The 12,623-nt window shown below is 61.7% G+C and carries 12 protein-coding genes and 1 tRNA gene; 6 read left to right on the forward strand and 7 right to left on the reverse strand.

The genetic code is table 11. The features are described 5' to 3' along the window. Positions 1-29 precede the first annotated feature (29 nt). The gene (locus ACN0TA_RS13135) at positions 30-2,687 is read right to left on the reverse strand and encodes a DUF2339 domain-containing protein (RefSeq protein WP_417583638.1); all 2,658 of its coding nucleotides are present in this window, start codon (positions 2,685-2,687) and stop codon (positions 30-32) included. A gap of 212 nt (positions 2,688-2,899) precedes the next feature. On the opposite strand from ACN0TA_RS13135, the gene ACN0TA_RS13140 reads away from it, so the two are divergent. Beyond that, on the forward strand, positions 2,900-3,868 hold the full coding sequence (locus ACN0TA_RS13140; RefSeq protein WP_417583640.1) for a DUF2125 domain-containing protein: 969 nt from the start codon (positions 2,900-2,902) through the stop codon (positions 3,866-3,868). Here the strand turns inward: ACN0TA_RS13140 and ACN0TA_RS13145 are convergent. Next, a complete protein-coding gene (locus tag ACN0TA_RS13145; protein WP_417583642.1) occupies positions 3,860-4,783 on the reverse strand; it encodes a prephenate/arogenate dehydrogenase family protein in 924 nt (307 codons plus the stop codon). The genes ACN0TA_RS13140 and ACN0TA_RS13145 overlap by 9 nt on opposite strands. After that, complete coding sequence (locus ACN0TA_RS13150; RefSeq protein ID WP_417583644.1) at positions 4,780-5,874, reverse strand: pyridoxal phosphate-dependent aminotransferase; 1,095 nt, start codon at positions 5,872-5,874, stop codon at positions 4,780-4,782. Before ACN0TA_RS13150 ends, ACN0TA_RS13145 begins: the two co-directional genes overlap by 4 nt. A 176-nt stretch (positions 5,875-6,050) precedes the next feature. On the opposite strand from ACN0TA_RS13150, the gene ACN0TA_RS13155 reads away from it, so the two are divergent. Beyond that, the gene (locus tag ACN0TA_RS13155) at positions 6,051-6,686 is read left to right on the forward strand and encodes an exopolysaccharide biosynthesis protein (RefSeq protein WP_417583646.1); all 636 of its coding nucleotides are present in this window, start codon (positions 6,051-6,053) and stop codon (positions 6,684-6,686) included. Further along, the gene (locus ACN0TA_RS13160; protein WP_417583648.1) at positions 6,683-8,386 is read left to right on the forward strand and encodes an alpha/beta hydrolase; all 1,704 of its coding nucleotides are present in this window, start codon (positions 6,683-6,685) and stop codon (positions 8,384-8,386) included. Before ACN0TA_RS13155 ends, ACN0TA_RS13160 begins: the two co-directional genes overlap by 4 nt. 98 nt (positions 8,387-8,484) lie before the next feature. On the opposite strand, the gene ACN0TA_RS13165 is transcribed toward ACN0TA_RS13160, so the two are convergent. Then, positions 8,485-9,219 carry a class I SAM-dependent methyltransferase gene (locus ACN0TA_RS13165; RefSeq protein WP_417583650.1) on the reverse strand — a complete coding sequence of 245 codons (735 nt, stop codon included), beginning with the start codon at positions 9,217-9,219 and terminating at the stop codon, positions 8,485-8,487. Between the two features lie 129 nt (positions 9,220-9,348). Between ACN0TA_RS13165 and gloB the strand changes: the two genes are divergently transcribed. The 3 genes from gloB to ACN0TA_RS13180 all read left to right on the forward strand — a co-directional run bounded on the left by gloB (position 9,349) and on the right by ACN0TA_RS13180 (position 11,716). After that, a complete protein-coding gene (gene gloB / locus ACN0TA_RS13170) occupies positions 9,349-10,116 on the forward strand; it encodes a hydroxyacylglutathione hydrolase (protein ID WP_417583652.1) in 768 nt (255 codons plus the stop codon). A 54-nt stretch (positions 10,117-10,170) separates the two neighbouring features. Next, the gene (locus ACN0TA_RS13175) at positions 10,171-10,626 is read left to right on the forward strand and encodes a hypothetical protein (RefSeq protein ID WP_417583654.1); all 456 of its coding nucleotides are present in this window, start codon (positions 10,171-10,173) and stop codon (positions 10,624-10,626) included. A gap of 130 nt (positions 10,627-10,756) precedes the next feature. Continuing rightward, entirely contained in the window at positions 10,757-11,716 is a 960-nt protein-coding gene (locus tag ACN0TA_RS13180; protein ID WP_417583656.1) for a cation transporter, read from the forward strand. A gap of 31 nt (positions 11,717-11,747) precedes the next feature. Here ACN0TA_RS13180 and ACN0TA_RS13185 read toward each other — a convergent pair whose 3' ends face one another. The 3 genes from ACN0TA_RS13185 to ACN0TA_RS13195 all read right to left on the reverse strand — a co-directional run bounded on the left by ACN0TA_RS13185 (position 11,748) and on the right by ACN0TA_RS13195 (position 12,579). Continuing rightward, the gene (locus tag ACN0TA_RS13185; protein WP_417583658.1) at positions 11,748-11,903 is read right to left on the reverse strand and encodes a hypothetical protein; all 156 of its coding nucleotides are present in this window, start codon (positions 11,901-11,903) and stop codon (positions 11,748-11,750) included. Positions 11,904-12,052: 149 nt separating this feature from the next. Continuing rightward, positions 12,053-12,502, reverse strand: coding sequence for a DUF2834 domain-containing protein (locus ACN0TA_RS13190; RefSeq protein ID WP_417583660.1), 450 nt, complete (start codon positions 12,500-12,502; stop codon positions 12,053-12,055). Beyond that, positions 12,503-12,579: transfer RNA gene (locus tag ACN0TA_RS13195), tRNA-Arg, on the reverse strand. Between the last annotated feature and the right edge of the window lie 44 nt (positions 12,580-12,623).

Here is a 12,623-nt window from a genome sequence, read left to right on the forward strand (position 1 = left end):
ATGCCGGGAACTGGCACGCAAGGTGACCCTTACGCCCCGGCCGGCGTCGCTTCCTGCTGCATGCCACCGTCCTTGTTGACGCCCGACCCCAGCCCGAACACGAAGCGGGCGTAGAACCAGCTCACCCCGAGCAATGCCAGCCCTAACCCGAGGAACGAGCCGATCCGCCACAGCCCCTCAAGCCCGCCCATATCGAAGATAAACAGCTTGCCCACTGTAGCAAGCGCCACGCCCAGCGAAGCAAATCGGATTGCTTGGGCATTGCGCGCAGTGCCCAGCCACAACAGAGCAAACGCAAAAGCCAGCATGCCTCCGGTATAGGCGTATCGTTCGATCCGCAACGTCTCGCCCTGCAACAGATCGGGGTGAAAACCGTGCCGGATGGCGAGCAGCATCGCCACAAAGACTGATACCCCGCCCAGCGCATAAAATCCAAGTCCGGCCCAATGCCACCCCTGGTCATTGCGCATGGCCAAAAGCCTGCCGATAACGACCAGCAAGGCACTCGACAGCCCCAGAGTAAGGGTCGCGAGATTAAAAACGGCAATGCCCGGCACGTCCATCGCGGGCCAGAACTCTGCGACCGGGACCAGCGCCAGCCGGATCAACGCCATCCCCGCAAGACCCGCAACAACCACGCCGCTCCACAACAACCCGGCCCGCTCGAACCGGGCGGCGCCCCACACTGCGGCCGCGCCAATGGCAAACTCCAGCCCGAACCACGCAGGGCCGAACACAAAGACCATCCGTATGGGATCCGCGTCAAAGGCGGGCGCAATCAGCACATGCACGCCAAGTGCCACGACCAGCACACCGACGAGATCGATAACCGCGATCAATCGGTCCCGTACGGCCAGCGCGAAAAGGCTCGCGCCCACCAACAACGCCAGCCCCGGCACGATCAGCGCCAGCCATGGTGCGTCTTCAAGCGCAACGACGGGAATGAACTGACCATAGGGCCATTGCGACAGCGCGGGCATAAGCCCTATCGCAGCGCCATGTCCAAACGCGACAAGCGCGAGATAGGCAACGACATAGATCAGGGCAAGATAGAGAAGGGTTACTGCCCTGTAGCGCCAGAAAACCAGCCCCAGTCCCGCCACTTGCAGACTTGCCGAAAGTGCAAAATACCCCGGCTCGACGATTAGCCCGATCGCCACCGATATCAATCCGCTTGCCGCGGCAGCCAGCGGCGGCGCGATCTGCGTTGATGTTTTTGTCCCACGTAGGGCAAAAAGAAGCCCCGCCAGCCCAATCGCCAGCCCCACCGCTATCGCTGCCCACATCTGGGGCACATCGCGCGCTCCGGCCCATCCATCGAGGTCCACCAGCGAGGTAAGCACGGCCAGCATTGCTATTGCCATGGCGGCACTGGCCCAGATCCGTTGCCGCCTGCCAGCCGCGATATGCACCCAGGCCACACCCAGCACAATAGGCAGCGCAGCGATCAAAACGCCGACACGCACCCCCGGCTCGGGATCGCGCCAGACAAGCAACGCACCAGCCAGTCCCCCCAGGGCCAGCCAGCCAAGGTTCATTCGCTGGGGCCAAAACACCGACGCCGCAGCGAGAAAGGCGATCCAGGCCACAAAGCCGGGCCAGAACGGGTTCCCGCTCTGCATTTCGATCCCCATCAGGACCAATGCCAGTGCCGAGCCGACAGCCGCGGCGACCGGTCCATCGCGGCGCATGATGAGCGTGCCCTCATCCTGAGGCGCAATGCGCTCGGCCGCCACGGGCACGATGGCAATCGCCAACACCCAAAATGTCAGCGGCAGGCCATCGCCCCCCTGTGCGCCCTCAAATGAGAGATAGGCCCAGCCCAGTCCCCATAGCAGGGCCAACCCGCTCGAAAACAACGCGCTCGTCCACCACCCTCGCGATGCGGCAACGGCATGAGAAGCCACAAGCACCATGCAGAGATAGCCAACCAGCGTCCAGCCATCAGGCATGTCGCCCAAAAAGAACGGCGCCAGGTAGCCCCCAAGCAGGCCCAGAACCAGAACGAGCCGCCCAAAAATCACGGCAATGGCGATGGCCGTAAGTCCGACCAGCCAACTCCCCATGGCACCAAAGACAGGCGGCCAGAACTGGAATACAGCAGTCGCCAGATAGCAGGTGGCATAGCCCAAACCGATGGCGACCGAAGCCAGAGCGCCCGATATCCGTTCGAAATTGGCAATCCGGCGCTGGCGCACCAGTAGCGCCACAGCCAGAAAGGCCCCAGCCCCAAGCCCGCACGCCCAGACCCGCACCGCTGGCGTAAAGACGCCTTGCTCCATGGCATAATTGGCAAACAGAAACGCAGCGAACAGCAGCAGCGCAGCCCCGCCCCACACGGGCAGGCGCACACCCAGCATGTGCTCCCAATTGACTTTGGCGCGCGTCACCGGCTCATTGGCGGCGGCGCTGGCCTGAGCGCGCATCCAGGGCCCCTGCGCCACGTTAGACGCCCAGGCGGCCCCATCGTTTTCGGTTTCCGTCTGCGCAACCGGCGCGCGCGTGGCGGCCGATTCTGGCTGAACTTTGGGCGTGGACGCTGACGCTGGTGCTGCACGGGGAGTGTCAGCCGCCCCCTCATCACCCTCGAACACGGCAAGCCGCTTTTTCAGGTCCTTGATGTCCCGATGCGCGATAAACGCCATAACGGCCAGAACCAAAACAGCGATGAGCAAGATGTCTTCCATGCATCCTCCGGCGTCCCACGGGCCGCCCATTCAGAAAGTCTCAGCTCCCCTTATTCAATCTGCACACAGGACAAATCAAGCTTTGATCGCTGCCACGGCCCAGCCCTGAGTGGCCGGTCGCGATTACCGCCCGCCCGCGCCCGCACGCCATCAACATCGCTTGCGTAAGTTTGCCCCATGACGGCCACGCGCGAACACGCTAAGAAGCATCCATGAAGCGCTTTGTCATAATGATCGTCGCCGTCATCGCCGTCTCAGTTTTGTGGATGGGTGGCTGGTTCTATATTGCCGGCCAGATCCGCGCCGAGATCGCGCATCTCGCGCTTGCCGATGGCGTCACCCAGCCAAGGCTGGTCTGCGACAGCCTCGATGTGGCCGGCGCGCCGTTTTCATTCTCGCCCCATTGCACCAATGCTCAGATCACCTCGGGCGATATCACTGTCGACCTTGCGGAGTTGAGCGGCACAGCGCTGTTTTACACCCCTACCCATATCCAGATTTTTGCCACCGGACCGGCGCGCGTCACCGATGCCTTTTCCGGTGCCACCCAGGAGGTACGCTGGTCGGGCCTGCGCGCCAGCCTGCGCCTCGCCGACGGCATGGTCGAACGTTTTTCAGCCATCGCCGATGATCTTGTCTACGCGGACATGCTGATCGGTGAAACCGTGATCGGCACGGCGCGCTATGGCGAGTTTCACCTGCTCGACGCAACGCCCGAAGACGCCCAGCCTGGCACGGGCGGCATTTTCGATGCCTATGTCACGCTCGACGAGGTCACCAGCCCGGACAATGAAATCGTCAACGGCAAAATGGTATTCGATGCGCGGCTGTCCGGCCTGCCCGACCCGGCACTTTGGGGCGACCCACAATTGCTCGCCTTCTGGCAGGCACTCGATGGCGAGCTGACCTTGCGCAATTTCGACCTCAGCGCCGCAGGGCTTTCCCTGAACGCCCAGGGCGCTGCGAGCCTGACCGACACGGGTACCATTGCCGGCAATCTCGAGATCGCCTCTCAGGGCGTCGCCGAGCGTGTCGCGGCACTTGTGGGCGACCCCTCGGTTGCTCAGATCGTTCTGGGAAGCCCTGGAGACGATGGTATTTCGCGCCAGACCCTGACCATCAACAACGGTACGATTGTCGTCGGCATCATCCCGGTCGCCGCGATTCCCCCGCTATTCTGAGGGTTTTTTATCGCCATGCGGACGCCCGAAATCGGGTGCCGCGGTTTCCTGACCGGCAGCAATGATCGAGCGCCGCACGGTCCGCGTGCGCGTAAACAGGGTTTCAAGCGCTTCGCCATCGCCAACCCGCACTGCGCGCTGCAGCACAGAAAGATCTTCCAAAAATCGTCCCAGCATTTCCAGAACAGCGTCGCGATTGGTCAAGAACACGTCGCGCCACATCACCGGATCGGACGCCGCGATACGGGTGAAATCACGGAAGCCCGATGCCGAGAACTTGATGACTTCCGATTTGGTATCCTGTTCGAGGTCATCAACAGTGCCCACGATATTGTAGGCGACAAGGTGCGGCACATGGCTGGTGATCGCCAGAACCATGTCGTGATGAGCCGGGCTCATCGATTCCACATCCGAGCCTAACCCCTTCCAGAACGCCCCGAGCGTTTCCACGGCCGCGGGGTCAGTGCCCTCGGGCGGGGTGAGAACGCACCAGCGGCTTGCAAACAGATCGGCAAAACCGGCTGACGGCCCTGAATGCTCGGTCCCCGCCAGCGGGTGACCGGGCACGAAATGGACACCCTGGGGCACGTGCGGGCCGACCACATCAACCACATGACCCTTCACCGACCCGACATCTGACAGGATCGCGCCGGGCTTGAGATGCGGCGCGATCTGCCTGGCAATTGCTTCATAGGTGCCCACCGGTGAACACAGGATCACAAGATCTGCGTCCTCGACCGCCGCGGCAGCGTCTGTCGAATAGACATCGCCCAGCCCGAGCGCCTGGGCTTCATCGAGCGTTTCCTGACGCCGCGTCGAAATGGCTATGGTCTTGGCCAAACCGGCCCGCCGCGCACCCAGCGCGATCGAAGAGCCTATGAGCCCGATACCGATTAGGGCGAGTTTTTCGATCATTTCATATCCATGAAGTCTTTAAGCGTGACGGCGACAGCCTTCATCGCCGTTTCGCTGCCGATCGAGATGCGCAATCCGTTGGCGATGCCGTAGCCGCCCATTTCACGCACGATCAGTCCCTTGTCGAGCAGCGCCGCATTGGCATTGCTTGCCGTTTGAGCGTCGTCGAACAAAACGAGGATGAAATTGCCCTGGCTGGGCAGAACCCGAAGCCTGTTCGAGCCGACGGCCTCGCTCAACCAGTGGCGCCAGGTCGCGTTGTGCTCGCGCAGTGTGCGGGTGAATGTCACGTCCCGCGTTGCCGCTTCGGCAGCAACCTGCCCCAGCATAGAGACATTGAACGGGCCGCGTATCCTGTTGACGGCATCGACCAGATGGGCCGGGCCATAGAGCCAGCCAACCCGCGCTGCCGCCAGTCCCATCTTGGAGAAAGTCCGAACCATCACCACGTTCTCACTCCGCTCGACAAGCGAAATGCCAACGCCGTAATCGGGTGCCGTCACATATTCGGCATAGGCGGAATCGATGACCAGCAACACGTTGGCTGGCAGGCCCGCATGCAGCCGGTCAAGCGATTCGGCGCTCAGATAGGTGCCTGTGGGATTGTTGGGGTTGGCCAGAAAAACAATTTTGGTCTTGGCGGTCACAGCAGCGAGTATGGCGTCCACATCGGCACAGTATTCGGTTTCCGGCGCAACAACCGGCACGCCGCCCGCAGCTTGTGTGATGATGGGATAGACCATGAACCCGTACTGGCTCATCACCGCTTCGTCCCCCTCACCGATATAGGTCTGGGCGAGAAGATGGAGCACTTCGTCCGAGCCTGCGCCCACGACGATCCGCTCGGGGTCTATGCCGTGCACCTCGCCCAACGCCGACCGCAACGCGCGCGAAGACCCCTCGGGATAGATTTCGAGTGTTTCGGCTGCGGCCTGCACGGCCTCGATCGCCCTGGGGCTGGCGCCAAGCGGGGATTCATTGGCCGAGAGCTTTATGCCCTCACCGGCCTTTTTGCCCGGCGCGCTCGAGCGCCCCGGCACATAAGGCGCAATGCTCAATATTCCCGGTTGCGGAACGGGTTTGTCGCTCATTTCACTTCACACAATTGGCTCTGGTGTACCCCCTGTTACGGGGCCGCGCGGACCATAGTGCCGTTCACCGCCAAATGGAAGCGCCCCACTTGCGCCCTTATTGCCTGTTGATCCGAACACATCATGACGCCATGATTGCGCGTGCCAGAGGTATTTTCGTTTTGCAAGGCAAGCCCATGACATCCACCGAACGCGACCTCACACCCGTGGAGGTTCAGATCGGTGGCCTGCTCGAAGCCCTCAAGGCGTCCCAGGAACGGCCAGATCCGCGCTTTACGGTCGCCAGCCTCATCGCTGCCCTTGGCGTGCATTCCCACATCGTTGTGATCCTGGTTTTCTCGGTTCTCAACATGGTGCCCGGCCCGCCGGGCTATGGCGGCACCATCGCCATAGCCATTATCGGCTTTTCCATAGCCATGATGCTCAACGCGCCGCTGACCCTGCCCGGCTGGGTCAGACGCCGCAAGCTCCCCGCCAGGGCCCTCATGCGGGTTGCAGAGCTGTTTGCGCGCATGGCAGCGGCCATGGGCCGGTTTTCGCGCCCCCGCTTCACTTTCGTTTCCGCTCGGGCCCTCCAGCCCGTGCTGGCTCTCTTCATCATTGCCGTCAGCCTGCCCATGATGTTGCCAATCCCGCTCATCAACGCCATTCCCAACACCGGCATCTGCATCCTGTGCCTTGGCTGGATCAACCGCGATGCCTTTGTCATCATCGCTGGCATAATCGTGGCGTTGCTCGGGCTGTCCGTCGCCGCGGCAGCCATCTGGGGCGTTTGGCACCTGGCCAATGCCGCCGTCGGAGCTGTCCAATGATCGCAACGATGCGCCCTATGCGCCGGTTCATTCTGCGCCTGCCCGCCGGTGGCGTTTTTCTCGGACTCGTGTTCTTCGCGCTCTCGCTCACGCCCTCGCTCATTCCCCGCCATTTCGTCATTCAGGGCGTCTTGTCGGGCTTCGTTTTTGCCGCTGGCTACGGCATCGGAATTTTTTTCGAGTGGCTGTGGAATTTCATGGGCCTCAAGCCCTCTCGCCGGCGCTGGGTGCGTTACGCCCAATGGGCGATGATCGGGATCGGTCTGGCCTTCGCCTTCCTGTGCCTGTGGCTATCCACCGGCTGGCAGAATTCCATCCGCACCGTCATGGACATGCCGGCCGTTGAAACCAACCAGCCTGTTTACGTCGTCGCCATCGCCATAGTGCCTGCCCTGTTGCTGATCCTGCTCGGCACGTTGATCGTTTCGGGCGTCCGCATGGTCTCAGGCTGGCTCCAGCACATCATTCCGCCGCGCGTTGCGCTGGTGGGCGGAATCATCATCGTCACCATCATCACCAACATCACCGTCAATGGTGTGCTTGCCCGCTGGGCGTTCAATGCCGCCGACAGGTTTTACGCCAATCTCGATACGCTGGCCGGCGCCTACGAGGAACAGCCGTCCGATCCCCTGCGCTCGGGCAGCGCGGATTCGCTGGTGCCCTGGAACACCATCGGGCTCGATGCCCGCATCTATGTCCAGTCAGGACCGTCAGCCGCCGAAATCGAAGCGATCACCAGCAAACCGGCAATCGACCCGATCAGGGTTTATGTCGGGCTACGCTCAGCCGATACCGTCGAGGAACGCGCCCGCCTGGCACTGGCCGAGATGTTGCGTGTCGGCGCTTTCGATCGCTCCGTCCTTGTTCTCATCATGCCAGTGGGCACCGGCTGGGTGCAGCCCCCCGCCATCGATACGCTCGAGTTCCTGCACGCAGGGGATGTTGCCAGCGTTGCACTGCAATATTCCTATCTCACCAGCTCTCTTTCTCTGGTTTCCGAACCCAATGTGGGTGTGGAAGCGGCCCGCGCCCTGTTCGATATCGTTTATGCCTATTGGAGCGATCTGCCGCCAGAGGACCGGCCCGAGCTTTATCTGCACGGCCTCAGCCTCGGTGCCTATTCCTCCCAGGCGTCGATGAACCTGTTCGATCTGCTATCGAACCCCATTGCCGGCGCGCTATGGGCGGGGCCGCCCTTTGCCAGCCAGGTCTGGCGAGAAGTGACGGGCGCTCGCAATCCCGACAGCCCGGCATGGCTCCCCCAAGTGGGTGACGGCTCGATCGTGCGGTACGCAAATCAGTATGAGGGCCTTGATGCCGAAGGGCGCCACTGGGGGCCCTTGCGCCTGTTCTATCTCCAGTATGGCAGCGATCCGATCGTGTTCTTTGACCCCGGCATGGTCTATCGCAGCCCCGAATGGCTCGAAGGCGAGCGCGCGCCCGACGTGTCCCCCGATCTCTCATGGTACCCGGTGGTGACCTTCCTCCAGGTTACTTTCGATCTGCTGATTTCCCAGGCTTCGCCGGTCGGTTACGGCCATGTCTATGCACCCCAGCACTATTTGCGAGCCTGGATCGAAGTCACAGAACCGGATGGCTGGACCGAGCAGGAGCTTGATGCCCTGACAATCCGTCTGACCCGCACAGGCACCTATCGCGATATCGTGGGCGGCTGGTTCCGCGAGAAAGAGGACATCTAGGTCGCGCCGACAGGCAGAAAAGCGCTGCTTTTCCACCCAGAACGCCCGACCTGCTCTCGTCCGGCGGCGACCGCCCAGCCCGGAGCGGTGCGAAGGCCCTAGAATCCCACCCGTGCCGTCTGCGGGCTCAGCTCTGGCGCGCCCAGTGCCTTTTCCGCGCGTTTGCGGCGCGCGACTGCTGGAAACTGTTCCTTTTTCGCTCTGACGCACATCGCCCCGGCAAATGTCGGCCCGAACATCTTTGAAGCCTTTTCGATCATCCGCGCCGAACGCAGGATTGGTCCTGAGTGGATCGGCGGGAAGAACAACCCGTCGCGCCAGACCTCGGGCGTAAAAGAATGGTCGCGCAACAGCTTGTCCATCTGCCCGCGCGAATAGGGCTGGCCATAGCCGAAGGGGTTGGTATCGAGCCCGGCCCACAGCCCGCGCCGCCGGGGGACCACGATGATCACTTGCGCGTTGGGCGCGCAGATCCGCCACAGCTCGCGCATCATGTCCTCAGGGTCCACCACGTGCTCGAACCCGTGAATCACGATCACCATGTCCATCGACGAATCGGTCAGCGGCATTTCCAAAGGATCGCACAGCACTGTGTGCGAAGGCCCTTCGCGCGGCCAGCTCGAAGCGCCCTGCCGTGCTGGCATAAAGGCCAGAACCCGCTCTGCCCCTTTCAGCGCCCCGCGCAGATAGGGCGTGGCGAACCCCAGCCCCAACAGCCGCAACCCGCTGACATCACCGGCAAGCTCACTGACCTGCTGGCGAATGGACTGCCGGGTTAACCGGCCAAGGGGCGATTTGTAAAAGCGGATAAGACCGTCGACGTCAGGTGTCATGGATCGGGGTTCACTCGCGCCAGAGTCAAACAAGATACCTATGTGGTCGCTTTGGGCTTTAAGGTCAAACCTTGCAAGTGGCACACACCCGACCTACCTTGCCGTCAAAATTAAAAAGGAGTGCTGCTCGTGTCCCTCGAAATCGCCATTTTCCCAGCCCTGAGCGACAATTTCGGCTATCTGGTCCGCGACAGCGCATCGGGTCGTGTCGCCGCCATCGATGCCCCGGACGAAGCTCCGATCCTGGCCGAACTCGAAAAGCGCGGCTGGACACTCACCGACATCTTCATCACCCATCACCACCCCGACCACACCGACGCCATCGCCCCGCTCAAGCGCCGCTTTGACTGCAACGTGGTCGGCCCCAAGGACGAAGCCTCGAAAATTGCCGGCCTTGATGCCCTGGTTTCCGGCGGCGATAGCGTAACGCTGGGCGAAACCGTGTTCGAGGTCATCGACGTTCCCGGGCACACCCTCGGTCACATCGCGTTTTTTGCCCCCCAGGACAAGGTTCTGTTTTCGGCCGATGCGCTGTTCTCGATGGGCGTTGGACGCATGTTCGAAGGCGACGCGCAATCGATGTGGGCCGGTCTCGAGCGGCTCAAGGCGTTGCCTGCCGACACCACCGTCTATTGCGGCCACGAATACACCCTCGCGAACGCCAAATTCGCCCTCTCGGTCGATCCTGAAAACGAAGCGCTCAAAGCCCGCGCCCAGCAGGCCCAGAGCCAGATCGATTCCGGCGAACCCACGATCCCGTTCAATCTTGGCGAGGATTTCGCGATCAATCCGTTCCTGCGCGCCGACACGCCCGAACTCGCCAAATCCATGGGCCTTGAAGATGCTCCGGCCTGGCAGGTCTTCGGCGCCATCCGCAAGGCAAAAGACAATTTCTGATCGGCGATGCCCACAATAGCGGTCCGGCGCCGCGCACTGACAAGAACAACAACTATGAGCTCTGTAAAAGCCCTCGCCGTCCTGTTCGTGCTTGCGGCGCCAACGGCGGGTCTCGCCGCCGACCGCCCTCGCGTCATCGATACGAAGTTCGTTGTCTGGCTGGCGCAAAAGGACGGGAGCGAAACCGAACACGTCACCACAATTGTGCCCTATCTGCCGGGCCGGGCCTGCTTCGGCTGGTCCGTCCTGATCGAAAACGCTCCCGATTTCGTAGCGCTGCGCGAGACCTTGCAGCTTCCCGCGCCCGCGGGAAGCTGGCGCGCGCCGGGCTCGACGATTGCCGCGGACGGCACTGCGGCAAAGAGCGACAGAGTGGTGACGCCCATCGATGGCCAAATCGGTGTACGCTGGTGCCTGGCCGATGGCGATCCTCTCGGCCCCCACACGATCGACATTTCGTCGGAAGATTGGCTGGACACGACATTCGCCTTCGAAGTCGTGGCACCCTGACTGCCGATCTTACGTCGTTTCCTGCGATCCCGGCCGCCTGATCCCAGCGCGCCGTTTTCTGCAGCGCTTGGCACCAGATCGGGCAGGGTCTATTGAATCTGGTGTCTGAGGACGCCCGGACGGTGAAAAATTGACAGAGCAAGAAACCGAGATACGGAAACGGCTTGAAAGCCGGGCATTCAGCATCGCCATGTGGGGAAACCTGTTCATGGCAGCGGCGGGCCTGCTTGCCGGTGTTCTGTCCAATTCCAACGCCATCCTGATGGATGGGCTGTTTTCACTGATCGGGTTTGGCGCTGCGCTGCTCGGGCGGAGGATCAGCCTGCGCATCGATGCCGGTCCCGACAATGCCCGCCCGTTTGGTTATGCTGCCGACGAGGCGATCTTTTCGACCTTCAGGTCGTTGTCGCTGCTCGGACTTGTCCTGTTCGCCATCACCAGTGCGGTCAAGACGATTTACAATTACATCGGCGGCACCGCCCCCGAACCACTCACTTTCGGCCCCATGTTCGTCTATTTCGCCGTGATCGGGGTAACCTGCATCCTGTTGTGGGGGTTTCACTATTTCACCTGGCGTCGCACTGGAAGGCGCAGCGCGATTCTACGGCTCGAGGCCAAGGCTGCAATGTTTGACGGGCTGATCACCGCAGCTGCTGGCATTGGCCTTGGCGCGATCTATGTCTTCCGCGACGGCCCGCTCGCTCCGATTGCCCCTGTCGGCGACTCCCTGATCGTTTTGATCCTGTGCCTGCTGGCCATCGGCACCTATGTGCGCGAGTTTCGCGGCGGGTTGGGTGAATTGGCCGGCGCCAGCGCCAGCCCCGAACATGTGGCACTGGCCAGACGCGCTCTGCGCACAACGATTGCTGAAAACGGTGGCACGCTTGAGGACATGTCGGTCACAAAGCTGGGCCGCGAGGTGCTGATCACAGTTTATTACAATCCCAACCGTCTGATTTCGGCGGCTGAGATCGACGCACTCAATCTGCGGATGATCGAACAGGCGCGCGGCCCCCTGCCCGACGCCGACGTCCTGCTTGTGGTGACAGAGCATCCGCGCCGCTGGCCCGAGGCGCTCAACCCGTTCTAGGTCGAAGCTGCCCAAACAGCTGAGCGCATCCCTACAGGTTCTGCCGCAACTCGTCGATGCGCTGGATATGGGTCTCAAGCTCGGATTTGAGCGCAATGCGCTGCGCATCGGTGTAGCGATTGACCGCCACCGTCCGCTCGAGTTCCTCGATGGCGCGGGTGAGTTTGGCCAGGGCCGGGGCGGACATTGTACGTCTCCAACGACAGAACAGATAGGGCATCCAAGCACGAAAGCCACCCGGACACCTGTATCCAGGACGACAAACCATCTGTCCGATTTGCAAGAGCCGCACGATAGCGGTTGCAGCGATTCGGAGAAACGCCCAATCGCGCCAGCCTATGCGCCGTCTTTGCCGGCCCGCATATAAAGATAGAGCGGCAGGGCGAGCGACAACCCGACGAAAAAACTGGCGGGCAACACATACCACCATTGCTGTATCCCGTGCTGGCGCGCATCGAGAAACGACCAGACCCAGAATACGCCGATGGTGATCAACACATCAGCAGAAAAGCCCCCGGCAGCGCCATTGGCGAAGAGGCTTTGACCAAAGGCAATAAGGTCCGGCCCGTTCGCTGCGAAAAACGTGCCGAAAAATAGCCACGGCACGATGGTGCCAATTACTGCCATCAGCAGATAGAAATTTTTAATTGGCATGGCGATCTCCCTTGAACGTCGGGGCGCGATTGGCTGCGATAGGCCCGCGCTGCCGCACAATTTCATAAACACCCGGCACGAATCGTCATGATGTTGGAAGGCTGGTTCAGCGCGTTTTCTGGAGCGCAGCATTGGTGATCCCGAGTGGATTCGAACCACTGACCCTCAGATTAGGAATCTGATGCTCTATCCTGCTGAGCTACGGGACCACGGCTTGTCGCTTAGCAAATTGAAGCCGCAAAGGAAACATGGT

It is taken from the genome of Pelagibacterium sp. (assembly GCF_048264985.1).
Classification (GTDB): Bacteria; Pseudomonadota; Alphaproteobacteria; order Rhizobiales; family Devosiaceae; genus Pelagibacterium.

What these genes read in the sequence shown, in the direction of transcription:
- ACN0TA_RS13135 (WP_417583638.1), bottom strand. Translation starts at nt 2,687, where the DNA reads ATGGAAGACATCTTGCTCATCGCTGTTTTGGTTCTGGCCGTTATGGCG.
- ACN0TA_RS13140 (WP_417583640.1), top strand. Translation starts at nt 2,900, where the DNA reads ATGAAGCGCTTTGTCATAATGATCGTCGCCGTCATCGCCGTCTCAGTT.
- ACN0TA_RS13145 (WP_417583642.1), bottom strand. Translation starts at nt 4,783, where the DNA reads ATGATCGAAAAACTCGCCCTAATCGGTATCGGGCTCATAGGCTCTTCG.
- ACN0TA_RS13150 (WP_417583644.1), bottom strand. Translation starts at nt 5,874, where the DNA reads ATGAGCGACAAACCCGTTCCGCAACCGGGAATATTGAGCATTGCGCCT.
- ACN0TA_RS13155 (WP_417583646.1), top strand. Translation starts at nt 6,051, where the DNA reads ATGACATCCACCGAACGCGACCTCACACCCGTGGAGGTTCAGATCGGT.
- ACN0TA_RS13160 (WP_417583648.1), top strand. Translation starts at nt 6,683, where the DNA reads ATGATCGCAACGATGCGCCCTATGCGCCGGTTCATTCTGCGCCTGCCC.
- ACN0TA_RS13165 (WP_417583650.1), bottom strand. Translation starts at nt 9,219, where the DNA reads ATGACACCTGACGTCGACGGTCTTATCCGCTTTTACAAATCGCCCCTT.
- ACN0TA_RS13175 (WP_417583654.1), top strand. Translation starts at nt 10,171, where the DNA reads ATGAGCTCTGTAAAAGCCCTCGCCGTCCTGTTCGTGCTTGCGGCGCCA.
- ACN0TA_RS13185 (WP_417583658.1), bottom strand. Translation starts at nt 11,903, where the DNA reads ATGTCCGCCCCGGCCCTGGCCAAACTCACCCGCGCCATCGAGGAACTC.
- ACN0TA_RS13190 (WP_417583660.1), bottom strand. Translation starts at nt 12,502, where the DNA reads ATGCTGCGCTCCAGAAAACGCGCTGAACCAGCCTTCCAACATCATGAC.